This is a genomic window from Kitasatospora fiedleri (assembly GCF_948472415.1).
Taxonomy (GTDB): Bacteria; Actinomycetota; Actinomycetes; order Streptomycetales; family Streptomycetaceae; genus Kitasatospora; species Kitasatospora fiedleri.
In genome coordinates this window covers 2,904,079-2,927,582 of record NZ_OX419519.1, presented here as the reverse complement: position 1 = coordinate 2,927,582, position 23,504 = coordinate 2,904,079, and the positions used below count along the sequence as shown (strand labels likewise).

General features: G+C 72.2%; 16 protein-coding genes and 2 rRNA genes. 9 read left to right on the top strand and 9 right to left on the bottom strand.

Annotated elements, in window-relative coordinates:
* Positions 1–108: 108 nt before the first annotated feature.
* Together QMQ26_RS13485 and rrf are read left to right on the top strand one after the other, a co-directional pair.
* Positions 109–3,218 (top strand): 23S ribosomal RNA (locus QMQ26_RS13485).
* Between the two features lie 76 nt (positions 3,219–3,294).
* Positions 3,295–3,411: ribosomal RNA gene (gene rrf / locus QMQ26_RS13480) — 5S ribosomal RNA — on the top strand.
* Between the two features lie 165 nt (positions 3,412–3,576).
* On the opposite strand, the gene QMQ26_RS13475 is transcribed toward rrf, so the two are convergent.
* The 6 genes from QMQ26_RS13475 to QMQ26_RS13450 all read right to left on the bottom strand — a co-directional run bounded on the left by QMQ26_RS13475 (position 3,577) and on the right by QMQ26_RS13450 (position 9,819).
* Positions 3,577–4,389, bottom strand: a complete 813-nt coding sequence (locus QMQ26_RS13475; protein WP_282205853.1) for a nucleotidyltransferase domain-containing protein — start codon at positions 4,387–4,389, stop codon at positions 3,577–3,579.
* A 68-nt stretch (positions 4,390–4,457) separates the two neighbouring features.
* Positions 4,458–5,771 carry a DUF58 domain-containing protein gene (locus QMQ26_RS13470; RefSeq protein ID WP_282205852.1) on the bottom strand — a complete coding sequence of 438 codons (1,314 nt, stop codon included), beginning with the start codon at positions 5,769–5,771 and terminating at the stop codon, positions 4,458–4,460.
* Between the two features lie 68 nt (positions 5,772–5,839).
* Positions 5,840–6,856 carry an AAA family ATPase gene (locus QMQ26_RS13465; protein WP_282205851.1) on the bottom strand — a complete coding sequence of 339 codons (1,017 nt, stop codon included), beginning with the start codon at positions 6,854–6,856 and terminating at the stop codon, positions 5,840–5,842.
* The gene (locus QMQ26_RS13460; RefSeq protein WP_282205850.1) at positions 6,835–8,076 is read right to left on the bottom strand and encodes a DUF4350 domain-containing protein; all 1,242 of its coding nucleotides are present in this window, start codon (positions 8,074–8,076) and stop codon (positions 6,835–6,837) included. Before QMQ26_RS13460 ends, QMQ26_RS13465 begins: the two co-directional genes overlap by 22 nt.
* Positions 8,073–8,750, bottom strand: coding sequence for a DUF4129 domain-containing protein (locus QMQ26_RS13455; protein WP_100838024.1), 678 nt, complete (start codon positions 8,748–8,750; stop codon positions 8,073–8,075). The genes QMQ26_RS13460 and QMQ26_RS13455 overlap by 4 nt, the downstream gene beginning before the upstream one ends.
* A 4-nt stretch (positions 8,751–8,754) precedes the next feature.
* On the bottom strand, positions 8,755–9,819 hold the full coding sequence (locus QMQ26_RS13450) for a glycerophosphoryl diester phosphodiesterase membrane domain-containing protein (protein WP_282205849.1): 1,065 nt from the start codon (positions 9,817–9,819) through the stop codon (positions 8,755–8,757).
* A gap of 225 nt (positions 9,820–10,044) precedes the next feature.
* Here QMQ26_RS13450 and mtrA point away from each other — a divergent pair, with 225 nt between their 5' ends.
* The 3 genes from mtrA to QMQ26_RS13435 are packed head-to-tail and all read left to right on the top strand — an operon-like array spanning position 10,045 to position 14,682.
* Complete coding sequence (mtrA, locus tag QMQ26_RS13445) at positions 10,045–10,722, top strand: MtrAB system response regulator MtrA (RefSeq protein WP_030459579.1); 678 nt, start codon at positions 10,045–10,047, stop codon at positions 10,720–10,722.
* A gap of 2 nt (positions 10,723–10,724) precedes the next feature.
* The gene (mtrB, locus tag QMQ26_RS13440; RefSeq protein ID WP_100838026.1) at positions 10,725–12,824 is read left to right on the top strand and encodes an MtrAB system histidine kinase MtrB; all 2,100 of its coding nucleotides are present in this window, start codon (positions 10,725–10,727) and stop codon (positions 12,822–12,824) included.
* Positions 12,799–14,682 carry an LpqB family beta-propeller domain-containing protein gene (locus QMQ26_RS13435; protein ID WP_282205848.1) on the top strand — a complete coding sequence of 628 codons (1,884 nt, stop codon included), beginning with the start codon at positions 12,799–12,801 and terminating at the stop codon, positions 14,680–14,682. The genes mtrB and QMQ26_RS13435 overlap by 26 nt, the downstream gene beginning before the upstream one ends.
* Here QMQ26_RS13435 and QMQ26_RS13430 read toward each other — a convergent pair.
* Positions 14,670–15,428: a ComF family protein gene (locus QMQ26_RS13430; protein ID WP_282205847.1), complete on the bottom strand. Its 759-nt coding sequence runs from the start codon at positions 15,426–15,428 to the stop codon at positions 14,670–14,672. The genes QMQ26_RS13435 and QMQ26_RS13430 overlap by 13 nt on opposite strands.
* Before the next feature lie 368 nt (positions 15,429–15,796).
* Here QMQ26_RS13430 and hpf point away from each other — a divergent pair, with 368 nt between their 5' ends.
* Together hpf and QMQ26_RS13420 are read left to right on the top strand one after the other, a co-directional pair.
* On the top strand, positions 15,797–16,489 hold the full coding sequence (hpf, locus tag QMQ26_RS13425) for a ribosome hibernation-promoting factor, HPF/YfiA family (RefSeq protein ID WP_100838029.1): 693 nt from the start codon (positions 15,797–15,799) through the stop codon (positions 16,487–16,489).
* 241 nt (positions 16,490–16,730) lie between these two features.
* Entirely contained in the window at positions 16,731–17,456 is a 726-nt protein-coding gene (locus QMQ26_RS13420) for a response regulator (protein ID WP_100838030.1), read from the top strand.
* 133 nt (positions 17,457–17,589) lie between these two features.
* Here QMQ26_RS13420 and QMQ26_RS13415 read toward each other — a convergent pair whose 3' ends face one another.
* Complete coding sequence (locus tag QMQ26_RS13415) at positions 17,590–18,801, bottom strand: winged helix-turn-helix domain-containing protein (RefSeq protein WP_282205846.1); 1,212 nt, start codon at positions 18,799–18,801, stop codon at positions 17,590–17,592.
* Positions 18,802–19,020: 219 nt separating this feature from the next.
* Between QMQ26_RS13415 and secA the strand changes: the two genes are divergently transcribed.
* Complete coding sequence (gene secA, locus QMQ26_RS13410; protein WP_100838032.1) at positions 19,021–21,801, top strand: preprotein translocase subunit SecA; 2,781 nt, start codon at positions 19,021–19,023, stop codon at positions 21,799–21,801.
* Between the two features lie 71 nt (positions 21,802–21,872).
* Here secA and QMQ26_RS13405 read toward each other — a convergent pair whose 3' ends face one another.
* Positions 21,873–22,463, bottom strand: coding sequence for an Rv3235 family protein (locus QMQ26_RS13405; protein ID WP_282205845.1), 591 nt, complete (start codon positions 22,461–22,463; stop codon positions 21,873–21,875).
* 334 nt (positions 22,464–22,797) lie between these two features.
* Here QMQ26_RS13405 and QMQ26_RS13400 point away from each other — a divergent pair, with 334 nt between their 5' ends.
* Positions 22,798–23,307, top strand: coding sequence for a DUF6912 family protein (locus tag QMQ26_RS13400; protein WP_100838034.1), 510 nt, complete (start codon positions 22,798–22,800; stop codon positions 23,305–23,307).
* Positions 23,308–23,504 lie beyond the last annotated feature (197 nt).

The following is a 23,504-nucleotide window of genomic DNA, read 5'->3' as shown; positions in this document are numbered from 1 at the left end:
TGCCGTTGTCTCATGGATGCCGGCCTCAGGCGAGGCCACCTGTGAGGGTGGTCTGGTGTGGGTGTCTGGTCGTTGTTTGAGAACTGCACAGTGGACGCGAGCATCTGTGGCCAAGTTTTTAAGGGCGCACGGTGGATGCCTTGGCACCAGGAACCGATGAAGGACGTGGGAGGCCGCGATAGGCCCCGGGGAGCTGTCAACCGAGCTTTGATCCGGGGGTGTCCGAATGGGGAAACCCGGCAGTCGTCATGGGCTGTCACCCATACCTGAACACATAGGGTATGTGGAGGGAACGCGGGGAAGTGAAACATCTCAGTACCCGCAGGAAGAGAAAACAACCGTGATTCCGGGAGTAGTGGCGAGCGAAACCGGATGAGGCTAAACCGTTGTGGTGTGAGACCCGGCAGGGGTTGCCATAGTGGGGTTGTGGGAAAGTTCTTCAGTCGTCTGCCGGCGGCTGGGCGAGTCAGAAACCGTATGGGTAGTCGAAGGACATGCGAAAGGTCCGGCGTAGAGGGTAAGACCCCCGTAGACGAAATCTGTACGGCTCGCTTGAGCTTCTCCCAAGTAGCACGGGGCCCGAGAAATCCCGTGTGAATCTGGCGGGACCACCCGCTAAGCCTAAATATTCCCTGGTGACCGATAGCGGATAGTACCGTGAGGGAATGGTGAAAAGTACCGCGGGAGCGGAGTGAAATAGTACCTGAAACCGTGTGCCTACAAGCCGTGGGGGCAGTCCTTTTGGGGCTGTGACTGCGTGCCTTTTGAAGAATGAGCCTGCGAGTTTGCGGTGTGTAGCGAGGTTAACCCGTGTGGGGTAGCCGTAGCGAAAGCGAGTCCGAATAGGGCGTTCGAGTTGCATGCCCAAGACCCGAAGCGGAGTGATCTAGCCATGGGCAGGTTGAAGCGCGGGTAAGACCGTGTGGAGGACCGAACCCACCAGGGTTGAAAACCTGGGGGATGACCTGTGGTTAGGGGTGAAAGGCCAATCAAACTCCGTGATAGCTGGTTCTCCCCGAAATGCATTTAGGTGCAGCGTCGCGTGTTTCTTGCCGGAGGTAGAGCACTGGATAGGCGATGGGCCTTACCGGGTTACTGACCTTAGCCAAACTCCGAATGCCGGTAAGTGAGAGCGCGGCAGTGAGACTGTGGGGGATAAGCTCCATGGTCGAGAGGGAAACAGCCCAGAACACCGACTAAGGTCCCTAAGCGTGTGCTAAGTGGGAAAGGATGTGGAGTCGCAGAGACAACCAGGAGGTTGGCTTAGAAGCAGCCACCCTTGAAAGAGTGCGTAATAGCTCACTGGTCAAGTGATTCCGCGCCGACAATGTAGCGGGGCTCAAGCACATCACCGAAGTCGTGTCATTGCAGCAATACTCCCAACGGAGGCTGTGATGGGTAGGGGAGCGTCGTGTGCCGGGTGAAGCAGCCGAGGAATCGAGTTGTGGACGGTTCACGAGTGAGAATGCAGGCATGAGTAGCGATACAAGAGTGGGAAACTCTTGCGCCGATTGACCAAGGGTTCCTGGGTCAAGCTGATCTGCCCAGGGTAAGTCGGGACCTAAGGCGAGGCCGACAGGCGTAGTCGATGGACAACGGGTTGATATTCCCGTACCCGCTTTGAAGCGCCAACGTCGAACCAGGTGATGCTAAGGCCGTGAAGCCGGCCCGGAGTCTTCGGACAATGGGACGTGGTGGAGCCGCCGGCCCAAGCCTGTAGTAGGTGAGCGATGGGGTGACGCAGGAAGGTAGTCCAGCCCGGGCGGTGGTTGTCCCGGGGTAAGGGTGTAGGACGTTGCGTAGGCAAATCCGCGCGACACGAAGTCTGAGACCTGATGCCGAGCCGATTGTGGTGAAGTGGATGATCCTATGCTGTCGAGAAAAGCCTCTAGCGAGTTTCATGGCGGCCCGTACCCTAAACCGACTCAGGTGGTCTGGTAGAGAATACCGAGGCGTTCGGGTGAACTGTGGTTAAGGAACTCGGCAAAATGCCCCCGTAACTTCGGGAGAAGGGGGGCCATTGCTGGTGACGGGACTTTGCTCCCTGAGCTGGTGGTGGCCGCAGAGACCAGCGAGAAGCGACTGTTTACTAAAAACACAGGTCCGTGCGAAGCCGTAAGGCGATGTATACGGACTGACGCCTGCCCGGTGCTGGAACGTTAAGGGGACCGGTTAGTCCGATTTCGGTCGGGCGAAGCTGAGAACTTAAGCGCCAGTAAACGGCGGTGGTAACTATAACCATCCTAAGGTAGCGAAATTCCTTGTCGGGTAAGTTCCGACCTGCACGAATGGCGTAACGACTTCTCGACTGTCTCAACCACAGGCCCGGTGAAATTGCATTACGAGTAAAGATGCTCGTTTCGCGCAGCAGGACGGAAAGACCCCGGGACCTTTACTATAGCTTGATATTGGTGTTCGGTTCGGCTTGTGTAGGATAGGTGGGAGACTGTGAGACTCGGACGCCAGTTCGGGTGGAGTCGCCGTTGAAATACCACTCTGGTCGTGCTGGATGTCTAACCTGGGTCCGTGATCCGGATCAGGGACAGTGTCTGGTGGGTAGTTTAACTGGGGCGGTTGCCTCCTAAAGGGTAACGGAGGCGCCCAAAGGTTCCCTCAGCCTGGTTGGCAATCAGGTGTTGAGTGTAAGTGCACAAGGGAGCTTGACTGTGAGACTGACGGGTCGAGCAGGTACGAAAGTAGGGACTAGTGATCCGGCGGTGGCTTGTGGAAGCGCCGTCGCTCAACGGATAAAAGGTACCCCGGGGATAACAGGCTGATCTTCCCCAAGAGTCCATATCGACGGGATGGTTTGGCACCTCGATGTCGGCTCGTCGCATCCTGGGGCTGGAGTAGGTCCCAAGGGTTGGGCTGTTCGCCCATTAAAGCGGTACGCGAGCTGGGTTTAGAACGTCGTGAGACAGTTCGGTCCCTATCCGCTGTGCGCGTAGGAGTGTTGAGAAGGGCTGTCCCTAGTACGAGAGGACCGGGACGGACGAACCTCTGGTGTGCCAGTTGTCCTGCCAAGGGCATGGCTGGTTGGCTACGTTCGGGAGGGATAACCGCTGAAAGCATCTAAGCGGGAAGCCTGCTTCGAGATGAGCACTCCCACCTCCTTGAGAGGGTAAGGCTCCCAGTAGACGACTGGGTTGATAGGCCGGATATGGAAGCCCTGTGAGGGGTGGAGTTGACCGGTACTAATAGGCCGAGGGCTTGTCCTCAGTTGCTCGCGTCCACTGTGTTGTTCTGAAACAACGACCCCCGCATGATGGCGGGCGGTGCACAGTTTCATAGTGTTTCGGTGGTCATAGCGTGAGGGAAACGCCCGGTTACATTCCGAACCCGGAAGCTAAGCCTCACAGCGCCGATGGTACTGCAGGGGGGACCCTGTGGGAGAGTAGGACGCCGCCGAACAATCTTTCAAAGAAAGGGCTCCAGCCTGACGGCTGGGGCCCTTTCTGCATTTCCGGGGCGCGGGACGAGGACTTCGGGATCGATTCCGAGTAGGACATCGAGTCGAAGGTGAAGTCCTCCCGTCCGCCTTCGCCGGCGGGGAGTCGGAGCCAAAGGTGAGGTGGTTCACCGGGTGGGGAGGGTGTCGAGGGCGGCGTCGAGTTCGGCGAAGAGGGCGGTGGGGAGGGACTGGCCGTGGCGGGTGGCGAGGGTGGCCCAGAGGCGTTGGCCGAGGGTGCTGGCGGCGCGTAGGGCGGTGGTGAGGGAGTGGGCGTCGGCGGGGGCGGTGGTGGCGCGGAGGTCGGCTGTGGTGGTGGGGGAGAGTTCGTGTTCGGCGGCGCGGGACGGGGTCAGCCAGTGGGTGGTGGAGTTCTCGGCGAGGCGGGCCATCCAGAGGAGGTGGCGGTGGGCGTGGCCGAGGGCGTCCCAGGCGCGGAGGTGTTCGCCGCGGGCGGTCAGGTGGTGGGCGAGGACCAGCCAGTTGACGAGCGGGTCGCAGTGGCGGGTGAGGACGTCGGGGTCGTCGGGGGCGGGGGCGCGGTGCCGGGGGAGGGCGGCCAGGACGGGGGCCAGGGCGTTGCTGCGGTCGACCAGGAGCATGCGGTCGACGGCGGCGCCGCGGGCGGGCCAGGTGGCGACGGTGGGGATGTCGTCGGCGGTGGCGAAGTGGAACTCGCCGCGGACCAGGCCGGGGAAGAAGGCCACGTGGGAGCCGAACTCGTTGAGCAGGACGTGGCTGGTGGGCGCGATGGCGGCGCACCACGCGGCCGGGTCGATCTCGGCGCGGCGGTGCGGGGTGAAGAACAGCCAGAACTCGATGTCGCTGTGGGCGTCCGCCTCGCCGGCGGCGAACGAGCCGTACATCAGGGCGGCGTCCAGGCCCCGGTCGGCTTCGCAGATGGTGCGGACGCGGGCGATCAGCTCTTCTTGGTACAGCATCCGGTCATCCAAGCAACCGCGGTCGGGGGTGGCAACGCGGTTGCCGGCGGCGCCGGTGGACGGGGTCGTCAGAGGCGGCCGGCGGCCTTGAGGGCGAGGTAGGCGTCGGCGAGGGCGGGGGCGACGGTCTCGGGCGGGGCGTCCAGGACGGTGACGCCGCGGCGGGTGAGCAGGTCGGCGGTGCGGCGGCGGTCGGCGCGGGTCTGTTCGGCGGCGGCGGCGCCGTAGACGTCGCGGACGGTGGTGCGGGGGGCGCGGGCGAGTTCGTCCAGGCGGGGGTCGGCGACGGAGGCGAGGACGACCTCGTGGCGCTTGGTGAGGAGCGGGAGTTGGGGGAGCAGGCTCTCCTCGATCTGGTGCGCGTCGAGGCCGGTGAGCAGGACGATCAGGGAGCGCTGCGGGGCCATCCGCAGGGCGGTGGAGGTGAGGGCGCGCAGGTCGGTCTCGATCAGGGCGGGTTCGAGCAGGGCCATCGCGTCGGTGAAGGCGGGGAGCACCTCGGCGGGGGAGCGTCCGGCGACGGCGGCGCGGCGGTGACGGTCGTGGGCGAGCAGGTCGACCCGGTCGCCGGCCTTGGTGGCGAGGGCGGTGAGCAGCAGGGCGGCGTCCAGGGCGGCGTCCAGGCGGGGGGCGTCGCCGACCCGGCCGGCGGAGGTGCGGCCGGTGTCGAGGACGATCAGGACGTGCCGGTCGCGTTCGGGGCGCCAGGTGCGGACGGCGACGGTGCTGCGGCGGGCGCTGGCGCGCCAGTCGATGGAGCGGACGTCGTCGCCGGGGAGGTACTCGCGCAGGGAGTCGAACTCGGTGCCTTGGCCGCGGGTCAGGACGGAGGTGCGGCCGTCGAGTTCGCGCAGCCGGGCGAGGCGGGAGGGGAGGTGCTTGCGGCTGGTGAAGGGCGGCAGGGCGCGGACGCGGCAGGGGGCGTCCAGGGTGGCCTGGCGGCCGGCCAGGCCGAGCGGGCCGAGCGAGCGGACGGTGACCTTGCCGGCGTGGTGGTCGCCGCGCCGGGTGGGGGCGAGCGGGGTGGTGAGGCGGCGGCGTTCGCCGGCGGGGACGGTGACGGTGTGCCGGGAGGCGGCGTACGCGGTGCCGGGGGCCCAGGCGGAGGGGTACCAGGCGTCGCGGACCAGGGCGCGCAGCGGGCGGCCGGAGGGGTTGGTGACGAGCAGGTCGACGGTGGTGGGTTCGCCGAGGCGGACGGTGGAGTTGCCGGAGCGTTCCAGGCGCAGGCGGCGGACGGGGGCGGCGAGCAGCAGGTCGGCGGCGACGGCGGCGAGCAGGGGCAGCACGACCGCGCCGATGCCCGTCCAGGAGGGCAGGACCAGCCCCACCAGGAGGGCGCCGAGGGCGGCGATGAGGGCCGTTCGGCCGGTCAGGGCCATGGGGTGCTGGCTCGCTTTCTGGGGGTGGGGGCGGTGGTGGGCCGGGGCGGGGCCCCGGCCCGGGCGGGCTACCGGGGGGCGGGCGTCTGGGCGAGGACGGCCTGGATGACGCTGTCGGCGGTGGTGCCCTCCATCTCGGCCTCGGCGCGCAGGTGGACGCGGTGGCGCAGGGTGGGCAGGGCGAGTGCCTTGACGTCGTCGGGGGTGACGTAGTCGCGGCCGGCCAGCCAGGCCCAGGCGCGGGAGGTGTTGAGCAGGGCGGTGGCGCCGCGCGGGGAGACGCCCATGGCGAGCGAGGGTGACTGCCGGGTGGCCCGGACCAGGTCGACGATGTAGGCGAGGACCTCGGGGGAGACGGTCAGCCCGGCGATCTCGGCGCGGGCGGCGGCCAGGTGCGCGGCGGTGGCGACGGGGCGGACGCCGGCCGCGGCGAGGTCGCGCGGGTCGAAGCCGTTGGCGTGCCGGGACAGGACCTGGAACTCCTGGTCGCGGGTGGGCAGCGGGAGGATCAGCTTGAGCAGGAAGCGGTCGAGCTGGGCCTCGGGCAGCGGGTAGGTGCCCTCGTACTCGACCGGGTTCTGGGTGGCGGCGACCAGGAACGGCTCGGGGAGCCTGCGTGGTTCGCCGTCGACGGTGACCTGGCGCTCCTCCATGGCCTCCAGCAGGGACGCCTGGGTCTTGGGCGGGGTGCGGTTGATCTCGTCGGCGAGCAGCAGGTTGGTGAAGACCGGGCCAGGCTGGAAGGAGAACTCGGCGGTGCGGGTGTCGTAGACCAGGGAGCCGGTGACGTCGCCGGGCATCAGGTCGGGGGTGAACTGGATGCGCTTGGTGCCCACGTCCAGGGCGGTGGCCAGGGTGCGGACCAGCAGGGTCTTGGCGACGCCGGGGACGCCCTCCAGCAGGACGTGGCCGCCGCAGAGCAGGGCCACGACGATGCCGGTGACGGCGGCGTCCTGGCCGACCACGGCCTTGGCGATCTCCTCGCGCAGGCCGGTGAGGGCGGCGCGGGCGTCGCCGGACCGGTCCGGGACGGTCTTGAGCAGCTGGTCGGTCACGGCTTCGGTCACGGCTGTCGTACCTGCCATTCCATGTCGTCGAGGTCGTCGGCGAGCCGCAGCAGCGCGGCGTCGTCGGTGGGGGCCGGGCCGTACAGCAGGTGCTGGAGGTCGGCGGTGGGGCGTCCGAGCCGGGCGGCGGCGGCCTCGCTGAGGGCGGCCGGGTCCGGGTCCCCGGTGGTGTGCGGGAGGCCGAGGGCGGTGGCGGCCCGGCGGCGGGCGGCGCGGCGCAGCGTCTCGGCGGCGTGGCCGCGGGCGTTCGCCCGGTGGTAGAGCCGGGCGCGGCCCTCGGTGGTCTCGGAGGCGCGGACCACGGCGGGCAGCCGTTCGGTGAGCACGGGGCCGAGGCGGCGGCCGCGCCAGAGGGCGGCGAGCAGACCGGCCACGGCGAGTTGCAGGGTGCCCCAGTACCAGCCGGCGGGGATGAAGTCGCCCAGGGACTCGGGCTGTTCGGGGGCGGCGTAGTCGTTCGGGCCGAGGGTCTGCCAGACCAGGTGCGGGTCGGCGCCGAGCAGGCCGAGGGCGAGTGCGGCGTTCCCCTCGTGGTCGAGCAGTCCGTTGGTGAGCGGGGCGCCGGTGCCCAGGGCGATCACCTGCTGGTCGCCGAGGGTGCGGCTGACCAGCAGGTGGTGTCCGGCCGCGGGGTAGCAGCCGGTGTCGCCGGGGCGTCCCTGGTAGCTCTGGCCGCCGAGGGTGGCGGTGCCGGCCCGGGCGGCCTCGGGCAGCGGGCAGGACGGGGCGACGGGGAGGGTGGCGCCGCTGCCGGAGAGCGCGTCGACGCCGGGGGCGAAGGCGTTCAGGGCCGGCTGGTCGGGGGCGATCAGGACGAGCCGGCTGCGGCGGCCGGGGGTGAGCGCGGCGAGGGCGGCGAGGTCGCGGTAGGCGAGTTCGCCGGGGCGGGTGAGGACGAGGGTGGTGTCGTCGGCGCGCAGGGCGGCGGCGAGTTCGGCGGGGCCGGCGGCGGTGCGGGAGTCGATGCCGTGCTGCCGCAGCAGCTGGTCGGCGGCGCGGGCGCCGTCGGGGTCGCCGGAGCGCGGGTCGAGCGGGTCGTAGGCGGAGCTGCCGGGGATGCCGGCGACCAGGGTGCCGACCAGGGCCAGGACCAGGGCGGCCGGCAGCCACCAGCGGGAGCGCCGCCACAGGGCGTGCAGGCGGGTGCGGGGTGCCGGCCGGGCGGGTCCGGCGGACGCCGGGTCGGCGGGGTCGTCGGCGGGCTCGGCGGTGGCGGGCGGCGGGGCGGTGGTGGTCATGCGGTTCCTCCGCCGGCCGGGACGGGCGTGGGGCGGGTGCGCCCGAGGGCGTGGTCGAGGTCGGCGAGCAGCCGGTAGGCGCGTTCGTCGGCGGGGTGGTCGCCGAACGCGATGTCGTCGAACAGCCGTGCCGCGGAGGCGAGTTCGGTGGCGTGCCGGGGCAGGGCGCGGCCTGCTTCGGCGGCGGCCTCGTCGGCGGTGCGGCCGGGCCGGGGGGAGAGGACGGTGCGTTCCTCCAGCCCGCGGACCAGGGCGCGCATCTGGTCGCGGACGGCGTCCGCCCAGGCGCCGGCGGCGGCGTGCGCGGCGGCGTCGGCGCGGTACCGGGCGGCGCTGCGCGGTCCTTCGGCGCCGGCGAACAGGGTGCCGGTGGAGCGGGCCGCCCGGCGGGGCGCGCCGTAGCGCCACCAGGCCAGGCCGGCCAGGGCCAGCAGGACGACCAGCAGCACGACGAGCGCGGCGTCGCCGCCACCGCCGAGCGGTGCGGCGAAGCCGTCGAAGGCCCGGCCGATCCGGTTGCCGATCCAGTCCGTGACGCGTTCGACGACGCCGGGGTCGTGCTGGTGGTAGACGGCCTTGCGGAGCTCCTCGTGCGCGGCGTCGCGAGCCGCGTCGCGCGGTACGTCGACGGGGGCGCCGTTCGCGAGCAGCGCCCCCTCCCCCCTGGTCCCCATCCGGTCAGACCCCCGAGGGGGCGGGCGCGGCGGCCCGGTCGGGGTCGGGTCGGCCGGCGGTGCCGGTGAGTTCCAGGTCGAGCGCCTCGCGGCGGATTCGCCGGTCGGCGTAGACCAGGGCGAACAGGGCGCCAGCCAGCGGGACGGTGACGGTGTGGGCGAGGGTGCCGCCGACCGCGGTGACGGCGATGCCGACGGTGGCGTCGGTGTCGTCGCTGCCGAAGCCGTCGGAGAGGCCGACGACCAGGTCGGCGACCAGCCGGCCGGGGATGAGCAGCACCTCGGTGAGGAAGTACAGGCAGATCGAGAACACCAGCAGCAGGGCGAAGACCCGCCACCAGGCGCCGCGGACCAGCCGCCAGGAGCGCTTGAGGGCGTGGCCGACGGACTGCTTCTCCAGCATCAGCGCGGGCAGGGCGAGCAGCAGCCGCACCGAGAGCCAGACCGCGGGCAGCGGGGCGAGGACCAGCAGGACCAGCCAGCCGGGCTGGTCGGTGGCGGCGGCCAGCAGGGCCAGCAGGCCGACCGGGACGGCGAGCGCGCCGATCAGGACGGCGGCCACCAGCAGGTACAGGCCGAGCAGCCGGCCGAGCCGGGGGCGGACCTGGGCCCAGGCCGCCCGGAGCGTGGTGTCCCGGCCGGTCAGGGCGTTGCCGACGACGGGGGCGAGCAGTCCGGCGGCCAGGATGCTGACCAGCGCGGCGACCGGGCGGGTGAAGAACGAGGAGAACGCCGCTTCGACGTCGGTGCCGTTGAGGTGGATCCACCAGTCGACGCCGGCCTGGACGAGTTCGACGACCACGCCGAGGCCCAGGCCGAGCCCGAACGCGGCCCGCCAGTTGCGGCGGACCAGCGCGAACGCGCCGTCCATCAGCTCGCCGAAGCCGAGCGGACGCAGCGGGATCAGCGGGATCAGCGGGGTGCCCGGGAGGGCGGGGGCGGCCGTCGCCGGGGCGGGGGTCGCGGGGGCGCCGGGAGCGAGGGCGGCGGGGGCCGGGTGGCCGGTTCCCGCGGTGCCGGGCGGTGGCTCAGGAGAACCGGGTGAGGTCCAGCCCGGGGTCTCGGTCATCGAGGCTCCTCGTCGGGGCACCCTGGCTCGGGTGCTTCGGGGTGCTTATCGTGCCATGGTGCGCACGCGCACCCCAGGGGTGTCCCGTTGCTGATCCACAACGGTCCGGCCGAGGGCCCCGGGTCACAACCTTTGCGATGGTATGACTGCTTCGGTGGGGGCCGGGACGCGGGACGGCAGGGCCGTGCGGCGCAGGTCACATTCAGGTGATGAGAAGATGGAGACATGAAGGGACGCGTCCTCGTCGTCGATGACGACACCGCACTGGCCGAGATGCTCGGCATCGTGCTGCGGGGTGAAGGTTTTGAGCCGTTTTTCGTCGCTGACGGGGACAAGGCGCTGGCCGCCTTCCGGGAGACCAAGCCGGACCTCGTACTGCTGGACCTGATGCTGCCCGGACGGGACGGCATCGACGTCTGCCGGCAGATCCGGGCCGAGTCGGGCATTCCGATCGTCATGCTGACCGCGAAGACCGACACGGTCGACATCGTGGTCGGCCTGGAGTCGGGCGCGGACGACTACGTGACCAAGCCGTTCAAGCCCAAGGAACTGGTCGCCCGGGTGCGGGCCCGGCTGCGCCGGGCCGAGGAGCCCACCCCGGAGCAGCTGACCATCGGGGACCTGGTGATCGACGTCGCCGGGCACTCCGTCAAGCGCGAGGGCCGCGGCATCCCGCTGACCCCGCTGGAGTTCGACCTGCTGGTCGCGCTGGCCCGCAAGCCCTGGCAGGTGTTCACCCGCGAGGTGCTGCTGGAGCAGGTCTGGGGCTACCGGCACGCGGCCGACACCCGGCTGGTCAACGTCCACGTGCAGCGCCTGCGCTCCAAGATCGAGAAGGACCCGGAGCGTCCGGAGATCGTGGTCACCGTGCGCGGCGTCGGGTACAAGGCCGGGCCCAGCTGAGGATGAGCGAGGCGAGGGCTGACGACTCCCCGTCGGAGGAGCACTCCGACGGGGAGCACGCGGTGCGCGGCGACGTGCTGAGTTCCACCACCGGCCGGCCGCGCCGGCGGTGGTGGGCGGCGCTGTTCGCGCCGGTGGTCCGCCCGTTCCGGCACCCGGTGGGCCGGCTGCTGGCGCTGTACCGCCGCTCGATCCAGCTGCGGGTGGTCGCGACGACACTGCTGCTGTCCTTCGTGGTGGTACTGGTGCTCGGCGTGGTGGTGGTCGCCCAGGTGCGCACCGGCCTGCTGGAGACCAAGCAGAAGTCCGCCCACGGGCAGGCCCTCGGCGGCTTCCAGATCGAGCAGGACAAGATCAACGAAGCGATCAACCTGCAGAACAAGGCCGGCGCCACCGCCGACCCGACCCGCGACCAGATCAACGCCTGGCTGACCAAGCAGGTCTCCGACCTGGCCTCCGGCGGCGCCGGCGTCTACTCGGTGATCGCGCTCGCCCCCGGCGGCCAGCAGGCCAGCGCCTCCAGCGCCGACCTGCGCGGCGCCCGCTACTCCGGCTCGATCCTCCCCGACTCGATCACCCCCGCGCTGCGCGCCCAGGTCGCCGCCGACCAGGCCAACCCGCAGGAGCAGCAGGTCAGGCTGCACCGCGCCCCGGACAGCCAGGCCAAGCCCGACGACGACAAGGGCCTGGCGATCGGCAAGCAGTTCACCGGCCCGGACGGCAACCCGTACCAGCTCTACTACGTCTTCTCCTTCTACCAGGAGACCTCCACCCTCAACCTGGTGATCGGCACCCTGGCCACCGCCGGACTGTTCCTGGTCATCCTGCTCGGCTGCATCGCCTGGGTGGTGGTCCGCCAGGTCGTCACGCCGGTGCGGATGGCCGCCGGGATCTCCGAGCGGCTCGCCGCCGGGCACTTCGACGAGCGGATGAAGGTCACCGGCACCGACGACATCGCCCGCCTCGGCGAATCGTTCAACCGGATGGCCAACGGCCTGCAGGCGCAGATCCGCAAGCTGGAGGAGCTGTCCCGGGTGCAGCGCCGGTTCGTCTCGGACGTCTCGCACGAGCTGCGCACCCCGCTGACCACCGTCCGGATGGCCGCCGACCTGATCTACGACAGCCGCGAGGACCTGGACCCGATGGCGGCCCGCTCCGCCGAGCTGCTCCAGGACCAGCTGGACCGCTTCGAGTCGCTGCTCGCCGACCTGCTGGAGATCAGCCGGTTCGACGCGGGCGCGGCGATCCTGGACGCCGAACCGGTCGACCTGCGGGACATCGTGACCCGGGTGGTGGAGGCCGCCGACCCGCTGGCCCGGGCCAAGGGCAGCGCGGTGCTGATCCGCGGCGCCGAGAACCCGGTGCTCGCCGAGGTCGACGGCCGCCGGATCGAGCGCATCCTGCGCAACCTGGTGGTCAACGCGCTGGAGCACGGCGAGGGCCGGGACGTGGTGATCCGGCTCGGCTCCGCCGAGGGCGCGGTCGCCGTCGGCGTGCGCGACTACGGCATCGGCCTCAAGCCGGGCGAGGCGTCCCGGGTGTTCCACCGCTTCTGGCGGGCCGACCCGTCCCGGGTGCGGACCACCGGCGGCACCGGCCTGGGCCTGTCCATCGCGGTCGAGGACGCCCACCTGCACGGCGGCTGGCTCCAGGCCTGGGGCGAGCCCGGCGGCGGCTCGCACTTCCGGCTGACCCTGCCGCGCACCCGCGGCGGCGAGATCTCCCGGGCCCCGTTCCGGCTGGAGCCGGAGGACTCCCGCTACAACCGCGGGATGTCCTCGGCCGGCGCCCCCTACCGGCGCACCGCGCGCGGCACGGCCGCGCTGTCCGGCGGCGAGTCCACCGCCGTCCCGGAGACCCCGGACACCGACCGGCACGCCTTCGGCTCCGGCCTCGGCGGCGTGCTCAGCATCGGCCCCGGCCTGGGCCGGCCCGCCGCCGCCCCGGTCTCCGACCCGTCGGACGTCACGGGCTACGGCGCCACCGGCGCGCAGATCGTGGTCGACCGGGCCCGGCCGACCCAGTCGGCCCCGCCCGCACCGGACGGCGCCGCCACCGACCAGGAGGGGACCGCCGGTGCGCAGGACCGACAGGACGGCTGACCGGCGGGCCCTCGCGGTGGGCTGGGCGGTGCTGCTGGCGACCGCCGCCACCGGCTGCGTCTCGATGCCCTCCGGCGGCGCCCCGCAGCGCCTGGAGGTCTCGCAGAACGCCGCCGACGCCCTCCAGGTGCACGTCTACCCCGTCGCCCCGCACAAGGGCGAGACCCCCCGGGACCTGCTGGCCGGCTTCCTGGACTCCTCCAACGCCGACCAGGCCGACTACGACACCGCCAAGCAGTACCTGACCGCCGTCGCGGCCCAGAACTGGAAGCCCGACGCGGGCGTGGTGGTGCTGGCCGGCGCCCCGAACTCGCCCCTCGGCCCGGCCCTCGGGGAGGACGCCACCACCACCGAACTGCAGGTCAGGGGCAAGCAGGTCGCCGCGCTCGACGCCAAGCACAGCTACCAGGCCCACTCCAACGACCCGTACGAGCAGACCTTCGTCTTCGTGAAGGAGTCCGACGGCCCGAACAAGGGCGAGTGGCGGATCAGCGACCTGCCCGACGGCCTGATCGTCGACCAGACCAACTTCAAGAACACCTACAAGCCGGTCCACCGCTACTTCTTCGCCCAGGCCGACCCCTCCGCCGCGCACCCGCAGACCTCCCCGGTGCTGGTGCCCGACCCGATCTACCTGCGCCGCCGAATAGACCCGCTCACCGAGGCCGCCCAGGCCACCGCCGACGGGCCCTCGCGCTGGCTCGGCCCGGTGGTGACCTCCAGGCTCGACGGCGTCCGGGTGCTCGGCGCCTCGGTCGGCGAGAACCGGACGGCCACCGTCCGGCTGGAGGGCGGCGACCCGGCCGCCTGCAAGCAGATGGCCCAGCAGCTCTTCCAGACCCTGGCCGACCAGCAGAGCAAACTGGACCGGCTCGACCTGTCGATGACCGGCGGCGGCTGCTCGCTCGGCAGCGCCGAGGCCGCGCTGGTCGCCCCCGGCGTGCTGGCCGGCACCGACAACGGCGTCGCCGCGTACATCCAGCTGGACGACGGCCGGCTCACCCGCTACCAGGACACCGGCCTCGACCCGGTCCCCGTCCCCGGGGTGCTCGGGCAGGCCCCGCAGCCCGGCCAGTTCCGGCCCGGCAACGGCGCCGTCGCGGTCCGCCGGGACGGCGGCGCCGCCGCGGTGGTCGGCGCCGACGGCCGCGACCTGGTCGAGGCCGAGCTTGGCGACGGCGCCAAGTACGGCGAGCCGCTCGTGCACAGCCTCGCCCCCCAGCCCGGTCAGGGCCTGGCCTCGCCCAGCTGGGACGGGCGGCAGGACCTGTGGCTGGTCGACCGCGACCCGGCCGCGCCCAAGGTGCTGATGGTGCGCGGCCGCACCGTCGTCCCGGTGCAGGTCGACGGGCTGGGCGGGCAGAGCGTGCAGTCGCTGCGGATCTCCTCCGACGGCACCCGGATCGCCCTGCTGGTCCGCCGCGGCGACGGCCCGACCACCCTGCTGCTCGGCCTGGTCCAGCACGGCGGCACCGCGCAGCAGCCGACCGCCCGGATCACCGCGCTGCGCGACATCGCGCCGCAGTTGACCGAGGTCGCCGCCGTCTCCTGGGGCGACACCGACCAGCTGGTGGTGCTCGGCAAGGAGGCCGACCGGCTCCAGCAGCTGCACTTCCTGGGCACCGACGGCTCGCAGTCCACCGACTCCCCGCTCCAGGGCGGCGAGTCGATGACCGCGCTGTCCGCGACCGAGGCCCGGCTGCCGGCCGGACCCGGCGGGCCGGCGGGCTCGGGCGGCCCGGCCGGTTCGGCGGTGCTCGCCTCCTCGGAGCGGGGCCTGTCGCTGCTCAAGGACAACCAGTGGCACGAGGTGCCCACCAAGGGGAAGGCCGCCACCGCGTTCGTCTACCCGGGCTGAGCCCGCCCGCGGCCCCGGCCTCCCCGGTCCCGCCGGGCGGCGGCCGCGACGGTGGCGGCCGCCCGCGGCGGGCAGCCCGCCGCGCGCAGCGCCCGGGCCGCCTCGGCCAGGCTCGCCCCGGTGGTCACCAGGTCGTCCACCAGCACCAGCCGGTGCCCGGCCAGCCGCCGGGCGTCCCGGGCCGGCACGGCCAGCGCCCCGTCCAGGTTGCGGTGGCGCTCGGCGGCGCCCAGGCCCGCCTGGTCGGCCACCGGGCGGCTGTGCCGCAGCACCGGCGCGACCAGGGTGGCGACGCCGCCGCGGCGCAGTTCGCGGGCCGCGGCCCGGGCCAGCCGCAGCGTCGGGTCGTGGCCGCGGGCCCGGGTGGCGGCCCGGACCGAGGGCACCGGCACCAGCAGCAGCGGGGCGGCGCCCGCGCCGGTCGCGGAGCGCACGGCGGCGGCCAGCGCGGTGCCCAGCGGGGCGGCCAGCCGGAGCGCGCCGCGTTCCTTGTGGGCGAGCAGCAGTTGGCGCACCGGCCCGGCGTAGCGGGCGGCGGCGTGCACCGGCGGCAGCCCGGGCGGCGGCCGGTGCGGCCCGGCCGGCCCGGCGGCGGCGCCGTGCAGCAGCGCGCGGCAGGGCGGGCACAGGCCGGTGAGGCCGCTTCCGCAGCCGGCGCAGCGGGCGGGGAGCAGCAGGTCGAGCAGGGCGGCGAGGACCGGGGCCGGACCGGATTCGGGCTGGTGGGCGGTACTGCGGCTGGTCACGGAACCCCTCCGGAACGCCCGCCGGGCGGCGGCATCAGCCATACGGTGGGCGGTGCCGGGCGTGTTGTCCAGCCGTTCGCCGATGTTTCACCCGTAGGTGGGTAGACAGGGGGGAACAGCCGGGCCGCCGGCCGGACCTCGTTACGGTCGTCCGACTGGGGAGGCGAGATCCCCGCGTCAGGTGTTGCATGAGGTTTCCAGGGGTTTCGAATTCTCCTGGTGGGGAGGAAGTGAGGTAAGGGCCGGTGGTCCTCGCGGGTTCCCCGGGCGGTGTCCTGGGGGCGGGCGGTGACCGACTGGTCCGGCTGGGTCTCACGCCGGTTCGGGACGCACTCCGAGCCGGTCAGCACGAGGGATCGGAGTTCTGCGTGGACATCGTCGTCAAGGGCCGCAAGACCGAGGTGCCCAAGAGGTTCCGCGAGCACGTGGCCGAGAAGCTGGAGAAGGTCCAGAAGTTCGACACCAAGGCGATCAGCCTGGATGTCGAGGTGTCCAAGGAGCCCAACCCGCGCCAGGCCGACCGCGCCGACCGGGTGGAGATCACCCTCCGCAGCCGGGGCCCGGTGATCCGGGCCGAGGCGTCCGCCAGCGACCCGTGGGCGGCGCTGGACCTCGCCTCCGCGAAGCTGGAGGCGCAGCTGCGCAAGTCCGCCGACCGCCGCCGGGTGCACAAGGGCGGGGTCAACGGGCGGACGCCGCTCAGCGTCGCCGCGGCGACCGCCGCGCTGGCCGACCTGCCCGCCGCCGAGGCGGCCCCGGAGGTCGACGGCGCGGCCCGCCGGACCGTGGCGGGCAGCCTGGAGGTGGAGGGCGACGGGCCGCTGGTGGTCCGCGAGAAGACCCACGCCGCGGCGCCGATGTCGCTGGACCAGGCGCTGTACGCGATGGAGCTGGTGGGCCACGACTTCTACCTCTTCCAGGAGAAGGACAGCGGCCTGCCGAGCGTGGTCTACCGCCGGCACGGCTACCACTACGGCGTGATCCACCTCAAGGAGGACCAGGCCGCCGCCGCGGACGTCGCGGGGGCGGGCGGCGCGATCAACGGGCCCGACGAGGAGTAGGCGGGACTGACGGCGGGCCCCGCCCGCGGCCGGAGCACCACGGTGGCCCCGGCGGCCCTCCCGGCCGCCGGGGCCACCGGCGCGTGCGGGGGCCGCCGGTGTGACCGCCGGGGCGGGCGGGGCGGCCGGGGCGGGCGGGGTCACCCAGCCGGGCGGTTCGACGGCGCAGGGTGATCGCGGCGGGTCCGGGCCGTGGAATGATGGGCGCGTCGGACGTGACCGGAGGGCGGGGGAGGAGCGGATGGCGGAGCTTTCGCGCGAGGGGCTGGGGCCCGAGGACGCCGGCTTCCCGCCGCGCCGGGAGGAGCCGATCCGGGTGCTGGTGGTGGACGACCACGCGCTGTTCCGCCGCGGCCTGGAGATCGTGCTCGCCGAGGAGCCGGACATCCGGGTGATCGGCGAGGCCGGGGACGGCGCGGAAGCCGTGCTGAAGGCCGCCGACCTGCTGCCGGACATCATCCTGATGGACGTCCGGATGCCCCGGCGCAGCGGCATCGAGGCGTGCACCGCGATCAAGGACGTGGTGCCCAGCGCCAAGATCATCATGCTGACGATCAGCGACGAGGAGGCCGACCTCTACGAGGCGATCAAGGCGGGGGCCACCGGCTACCTGCTGAAGGAGATCTCCACCGACGAGGTGGCCACCGCGATCCGCGCGGTGGCCGACGGGCAGTCGCAGATCAGCCCGTCGATGGCGGCCAAGCTGCTGACCGAGTTCAAGTCGATGATCCAGCGCCGCTCGGACGACCGGGAGCTGCTGCCTGCGCCCCGGCTCACCGACCGGGAGCTGGAGGTGCTCAAGCTGGTGGCCACCGGGATGAACAACCGGGAGATCGCCAAGGAGCTGTTCATCAGCGAGAACACCGTCAAGAACCACGTGCGCAACATCCTGGAGAAGCTCCAACTGCACTCCAGGATGGAGGCGGTGGTGTACGCGATGCGTGAGAAGATCCTCGAAATAGGCTGAGCGCGAGCCGGGAACGGCCGCCGGACCCGACCGGGCCCGGCGGCCGTCGCCGTTCGGCCCCCGCAGCCCTTCGGCCCGGCGTCCGTTCGGCCGGGCGGCGGCTCGGCCCGGCTTGGCCCGGCCCGGCAACGGCTCAGCCCAGCAGCCGCTCCAGCTCCGGCCGCAGCGACTCGTCCGCCAGCCGCTCCACCCGGACGTCCGAGCAGCCCACCCAGTCGGCGGCCTCGCGCAGCGCCTCGGCCAGCGCGGGGACGAACTTCGGCGCGTCCAGCGAGACCTGACGGGCCACCAGGACGCTGCCCTCGCGGGCCGGGTCGACCCGGCCGACCAGCCGGCCGGCGGCCAGTAGCGGCATCGCGAAGTAGCCGTGCACCCGCTTGTGCTTGGGGGTGTACGCCTCCAGGCGGTGGCTCATGCCGAAGATCCGCTCGGTGCGCGGGCGGTCCCAGACCAGCGAGTCGAACGGGGAGAGCAGGGTGGTGCGGTGGCGCCCGCGCGGCTCCGCGGCCAGCGCCGTCGGGTCGGCCCAGGCGGGGGCGCCCCAGCCCTCCACCTCGACCGGGACCAGGCCCGACTCCGGGAGCGCGGCGGCCAGTTGGGCGCCCTTGAGGCGGTGGTAGTCCATCAGGTCGGCCCGGGTGGCCACGCCCAGCGCGGCCCCGGCCTGCGCCACCAGCCGCACCAGGCACTCGGCGTCGGTCGGGTCCTGCTCGAACAGCTCGGCCGGGACGGCCCGTTCGGCCAGGTCGTAGACCCGCTTCCAGCCGCGCCGCTCGGTGACCACCACGTCACCGAAGGCCAGCGCCCGCTCCACGGCGATCTTGGTGTCGGACCAGTCCCACCACTCCGAGGTCCGCTTGGCGCCGCCGAGCGCGGTCGAGGTCAGCGGGCCCTCGGCGCGCAGCTGGTCGATCACCCGGGCGTACGCCTCCGGCGAGACCCGGTGGCCCCAGACCCGGCCCTTGTCCCGGTAGGCGCGGCGGCGGAACGCGAACAGCGGCCACTCCTCGATCGGCAGCACGCAGGCCGCGTGCGACCAGTACTCGAAGGCGGTGCCCCGACCCCAGTACGCCTGCTCGACCGGGCGGCGGCCGACCGCGCCGAGCCGGGCGTACGGCACCAGCTCGTGCGAGCGGGCCAGCACCGAGATGGTGTCCAGCTGGACGGCGCCGAGCTGCCGCAGCACGCCCTGCGGGCCGGAGCGGCGGTCGGGGGAGCCGAGCAGGCCCTGGGCGCGCAGCGCGAGCCGGCGGGCGTGGTCGGCGGTGATCCGGACGGCGGGCGCGGGCGTCGCGGCGGCCGCGGCGGAGGTTTCGGAGAACGTCTCGGCAAAGGTCTCGGCCATGGGGCGAGGCTAGGCGCGGGCACTGACAACCGGCCGTCGGCGAACCGCTTTGACCGTTTGGACCCGGCATCGGACGATGTGCTCCCAGGGGTGACACAGGAATACCGTGCTGACGGACCTCCCGGCCGCTCGGACTCCTCGCATACGATGGCCCGTACGGTGGGGTGGACTCCCCACCGGCAGTCATCCAGAGCCGAATGAGGCAAGGAGCCCGCTCACGTGTCCGTCTTCGACAAGATCCTGCGCGCAGGCGAGGGCAAGATCCTCCGCAAACTGCAGCGGATTGCCGCCCAGGTCAACTCGATCGAAGAGGACTTCGTCAACCTCACCGACGAAGAGCTGCGCGCGCTGACCGACGAGTACAAGACCCGCCTGGCCGACGGCGAGAGCCTCGACGACATCCTCCCCGAGGCGTTCGCGACCGTCCGCGAGGCCGCCAAGCGCGTCCTGGGGCAGCGCCACTACGACGTGCAGATCATGGGCGGCGCCGCCCTGCACTACGGGCACGTCGCGGAGATGCGCACCGGCGAGGGCAAGACCCTGGTCGGCACCCTGCCCGCGTACCTGAACGCGCTGACCGGCAAGGGCGTGCACCTGATCACCGTCAACGACTACCTCGCCGAGCGCGACTCGGAGTGGATGGGTCGGGTGCACCGCTTCCTGGGCCTGGAGGTCGGCGTGATCCTGGCGAACATGTCGCCGGCCGAGCGCAAGCGCCAGTACGGGATGGACATCACGTACGGCACCAACAACGAGTTCGGCTTCGACTACCTGCGCGACAACATGGCGTGGTCGCAGGACGAACTGGTGCAGCGCGGCCACAACTTCGCGATCGTCGACGAGGTCGACTCGATCCTGATCGACGAGGCCCGCACCCCGCTGATCATCTCGGGCCCGGCGGACCAGGCCACCAAGTGGTACAACGACTTCGCCAAGCTGGTGCAGCGCCTCAAGATCGACCGCGACTACGAGGTCGACGAGAAGAAGCGCACCGTCGGCATCCTGGAGGAGGGCGTCTCCCGGGTCGAGGACTACCTGGGCATCGACAACCTCTACGAGTCGGTGAACACCCCGCTGGTCGGCTTCCTGAACAACGCCATCAAGGCCAAGGAGCTCTACAAGGTCGACAAGGACTACGTCGTCATCAACGGCGAGGTGATGATCGTCGACGAGCACACCGGCCGCATCCTGGCCGGCCGCCGCTACAACGAGGGCATGCACCAGGCGATCGAGGCCAAGGAAGGCGTCGAGGTCCAGAACGAGAACCAGACGCTGGCCACCATCACCCTGCAGAACTTCTTCCGCCTGTACGACAAGCTGTCCGGCATGACCGGTACCGGCACCACCGAGGCGGCCGAGTTCCACCAGATCTACAAGCTCGGCGTGGTCCCGATCCCGACCAACAAGAACCCCAAGCGGATCGACCAGCCCGACCTGATCTACAAGTCCGAGCCGGCCAAGTTCGCCGCCGTGGTCGAGGACATCGCCGACCGCCACGAGAAGGGCCAGCCGGTCCTGGTCGGCACCGTCTCGGTCGAGAAGTCCGAGTACCTGTCGCAGGAGCTGCGCAAGCGCGGCATCCCGCACGAGGTGCTGAACGCCAAGCACCACGAGCGCGAGGCGCAGATCGTCGCCCAGGCCGGCCGCAAGGGCGCCGTCACCGTCGCCACCAACATGGCCGGCCGCGGCACCGACATCATGCTCGGCGGCAACCCCGAGCACCTGGCCGCCGCCGAGCTGGCCCAGCGCGGCATCACCCCGGAGGAGACCCCGGAGGAGTACGAGGCCGCGCTGCCGGCCGCGATGGAGAAGGCCAAGGCCGCGGTCAAGGCGGAGCAGGAGGAGGTGCAGGAGATCGGCGGCCTGTACGTCCTGGGCACCGAGCGGCACGAGTCCCGCCGGATCGACAACCAGCTGCGCGGCCGCTCCGGCCGCCAGGGCGACCCGGGCGAGTCCCGGTTCTACCTGTCGCTGGGCGACGACCTGATGCGCCTGTTCAAGGCCGGCATGGTCGAGCGCGTGCTGTCGATGGCGAACGTCCCGGAGGACGTGCCGATCGAGTCGAAGATGGTCACCCGCGCCATCGCCTCCGCGCAGACCCAGGTCGAGCAGCAGAACTTCGAGATCCGCAAGAACGTCCTCAAGTACGACGAGGTCCTCAACCGCCAGCGCGAGGTCATCTACGGCGAGCGTCGCCGCGTCCTGGAGGGCGAGGACCTGCAGGAGCAGGTCGGCCACTTCATGGACGACACCGTCGCCGCGTACGTCAACGCCGCCACCGGCGAGGGCTTCGAGGACGACTGGGACCTCGACAAGCTGTGGACCGCGCTCAAGCAGCTCTACCCGGTCTCGCTCGACCTGGACGAGCTGGAGGAGGAGGCCGCGGACCAGGGCGGTCTCACCCCCGAGTACCTCACCAAGGTCATCCAGGAGGACATCGCCGCCGCGTACGGCCGCCGCGAGGACCAGCTCGGCGAGCAGATCATGCGCGAGCTGGAGCGCCGGGTCGTCCTCTCGGTGCTCGACCGCCGCTGGCGCGAGCACCTCTACGAGATGGACTACCTCCAGGAGGGCATCGCGCTGCGCGCCTACGCCCAGCGCGACCCGCTGGTCGAGTACCAGCGCGAGGGCTTCGACCTGTTCTCCGCGATGATGGAGGGCATCAAGGAGGAGTCCGTCGGCTACCTGTTCAACCTGGAGGTCCAGGTCGAGCAGCAGGTCGAGGAGGTCCCGGTCCCGGACGACGAGCAGGTGCTGCTCGACAAGCTGGAGAAGGACGCCGCCGTCCCGGCCGCCCGCCCGGAGATCCGCGCCAAGGGCCTGGAGGCCCCCGAGCGCAAGAAGCTCCACTACATCGCCCCGTCCGACCAGGTCGGCGGCGGCGTGATCGAGGGCGACTTCGAGGAGGACGGCCCGCTCGACGAGGGCGACGGCCTGACCCGCGCCGAGCGCCGCAAGGCCGCCAAGGCGGCGAAGGGCGGCCGGCGCCGCAAGGCCTGAGCCCGGACCCGCTTGCGTTGAACGGGGCGCCGCTTCCTCCGGGGGGCGGCGCCCCGCCGCGTTCCCGGGCCTCATCCGGTCTCCACGGCGGCGCACTGCCACTGGCCGGTGCGGGTGTGCCGCTCCAGCCGGAAGGCCAGCAGGTGGTGCCGGGGGCCGAGCTCCACCCGCACGCACGCCTCCACCGCGCCCGGGCCCGGCGCGCAGTCGTGCACCCGGCCCAGCCGCGGGCGCTGGGTGCGGCCGCGCGGGCGCAGCGGGCCGGTCCGGACCAGCGCCGCGAGCTGGTGGAAGCCCGGCAGGGTGGTGTGCCGCTGCAACTGGTGCACCGGGCGGGCCCCGCACAGCACCTCCACCAGCCGGTGCGCGAACCGCCCCGCGAGCTCGGCGTGCCCGCTGCTGCCGGGCGCGGCCGTCCGGGGGCGGTACGGCGGGCGGGGCCCGTCGCAGGCCGCGCGCGGGCTGCGGACCGGGCGCGGGCCGTCGCCGGGCGGGTGGGGGTGCGGGTGCGGGTGGGGGTGCGCGGCCGGGGTCGGTGTTGGGGCCGGGATCGGGTGGGGGTGGCGGACCGGTCGGCGGGTGGCGGGGGCGGGGCGGACCAGTGGACGGATCCGGGGGCCGGACGTCCGGGTGAGCTGCTGCTCGGTCATCTGCTCGGTCATCGTGGCCCTCTCGGTGGCGGGAGTGTCAGTGGCAGTGATGCTGCCGGGGCCTTTGCTACCGGGCGGGCGGAGGGCGGGCCAAGGGGTTTCCGGCGGCTGCGGCGATGCCCGGAAATCCACCCGTACGGGTGGCGGCCCGTCGGCCGCAACGGTGGTGCGGCCGGTGCCGGAGCGCGGAGTTGACGGCGGCTCGGGCCGCGGAACGGCCCGTAGGGGGACGTCGGCGGTGACCTGATCGGCGCAGGGGCCGGGCGCCGGAGGGCCATCGCGGGCCGCCCGGCGGGCTGCGTATTCTTGACCCGTCGCACAGTGAGACCGTCAGAAGGGTGCCCCGATGCGCGTGTACGTGCCGACCACGTTGAAGGACCTGGCGGTGGCGCACCCCGAGGGCGTCCTGGAGCAGAGCGTCGCCTACGCCGTGACGCCCGCGCTGCGCGAGTGGTACGTCAGCGACGACCTGGAGGAGCTGGAGTACGCGGCCCTCAACCGGGCGGCGCTCTCCTCGGTCCGGCTGCTGGCCGCCGACCCGGACGCCCCGCGCCGCCGGGTGGTGCTGGCCGTCGAGGTCGCCGACTCGGCGGTGACGCCGTTCCCCGGCGACGAGTACCAGGACCAGGCCTCGCTCGGCCGGGTCGTCCTGGCCGGCCCGATCCGCCTCGCCAAGGCCGCCGCAGTCCACGCCGACGACACCGACCCGGACGTCCTGGCCGACGTGACGGCCGCCGCCGGCGCGGTGACTGCCGCGGACGGCGGCGACCAGGACGCGCAGTTCACCGTCGACGGCGCGGAGGACCACGAACTGCTCTGGTTCGCGATCCAGGAGATCCCCGGCCTGATCGCCTGACCGCCCGACCCCGCACCGCCCGAAGACCCCGCCACGGCCCCCGGCCGGGGCGGGGTCTCCGCGTTGCGGGACGGGACGGGCCTGCGGCGCTCCAGGGGAGGGGTTCGGCGCCGCCCGGCGGGCTCGCCACCGGGGCAGCGGGACAGTGGTGCAGCGGGGTGCGCCGGGGCGTGGGGCCTTCGGCGACCCCGGGCGCG

Coding starts and splice junctions, on each gene's coding strand:
- QMQ26_RS13460 (WP_282205850.1), bottom strand. CDS start 8,076: ATGACCACCACCGCCCCGCCGCCCGCCACCGCCGAGCCCGCCGACGAC.
- QMQ26_RS13475 (WP_282205853.1), bottom strand. CDS start 4,389: ATGCTGTACCAAGAAGAGCTGATCGCCCGCGTCCGCACCATCTGCGAA.
- QMQ26_RS13400 (WP_100838034.1), top strand. CDS start 22,798: ATGCGCGTGTACGTGCCGACCACGTTGAAGGACCTGGCGGTGGCGCAC.
- QMQ26_RS13465 (WP_282205851.1), bottom strand. CDS start 6,856: ATGGCAGGTACGACAGCCGTGACCGAAGCCGTGACCGACCAGCTGCTC.
- QMQ26_RS13420 (WP_100838030.1), top strand. CDS start 16,731: ATGGCGGAGCTTTCGCGCGAGGGGCTGGGGCCCGAGGACGCCGGCTTC.
- QMQ26_RS13415 (WP_282205846.1), bottom strand. CDS start 18,801: ATGGCCGAGACCTTTGCCGAGACGTTCTCCGAAACCTCCGCCGCGGCC.
- QMQ26_RS13405 (WP_282205845.1), bottom strand. CDS start 22,463: ATGACCGAGCAGATGACCGAGCAGCAGCTCACCCGGACGTCCGGCCCC.
- QMQ26_RS13450 (WP_282205849.1), bottom strand. CDS start 9,819: ATGACCGAGACCCCGGGCTGGACCTCACCCGGTTCTCCTGAGCCACCG.
- mtrA (WP_030459579.1), top strand. CDS start 10,045: ATGAAGGGACGCGTCCTCGTCGTCGATGACGACACCGCACTGGCCGAG.
- mtrB (WP_100838026.1), top strand. CDS start 10,725: ATGAGCGAGGCGAGGGCTGACGACTCCCCGTCGGAGGAGCACTCCGAC.
- QMQ26_RS13455 (WP_100838024.1), bottom strand. CDS start 8,750: ATGGGGACCAGGGGGGAGGGGGCGCTGCTCGCGAACGGCGCCCCCGTC.
- QMQ26_RS13470 (WP_282205852.1), bottom strand. CDS start 5,771: ATGGCCCTGACCGGCCGAACGGCCCTCATCGCCGCCCTCGGCGCCCTC.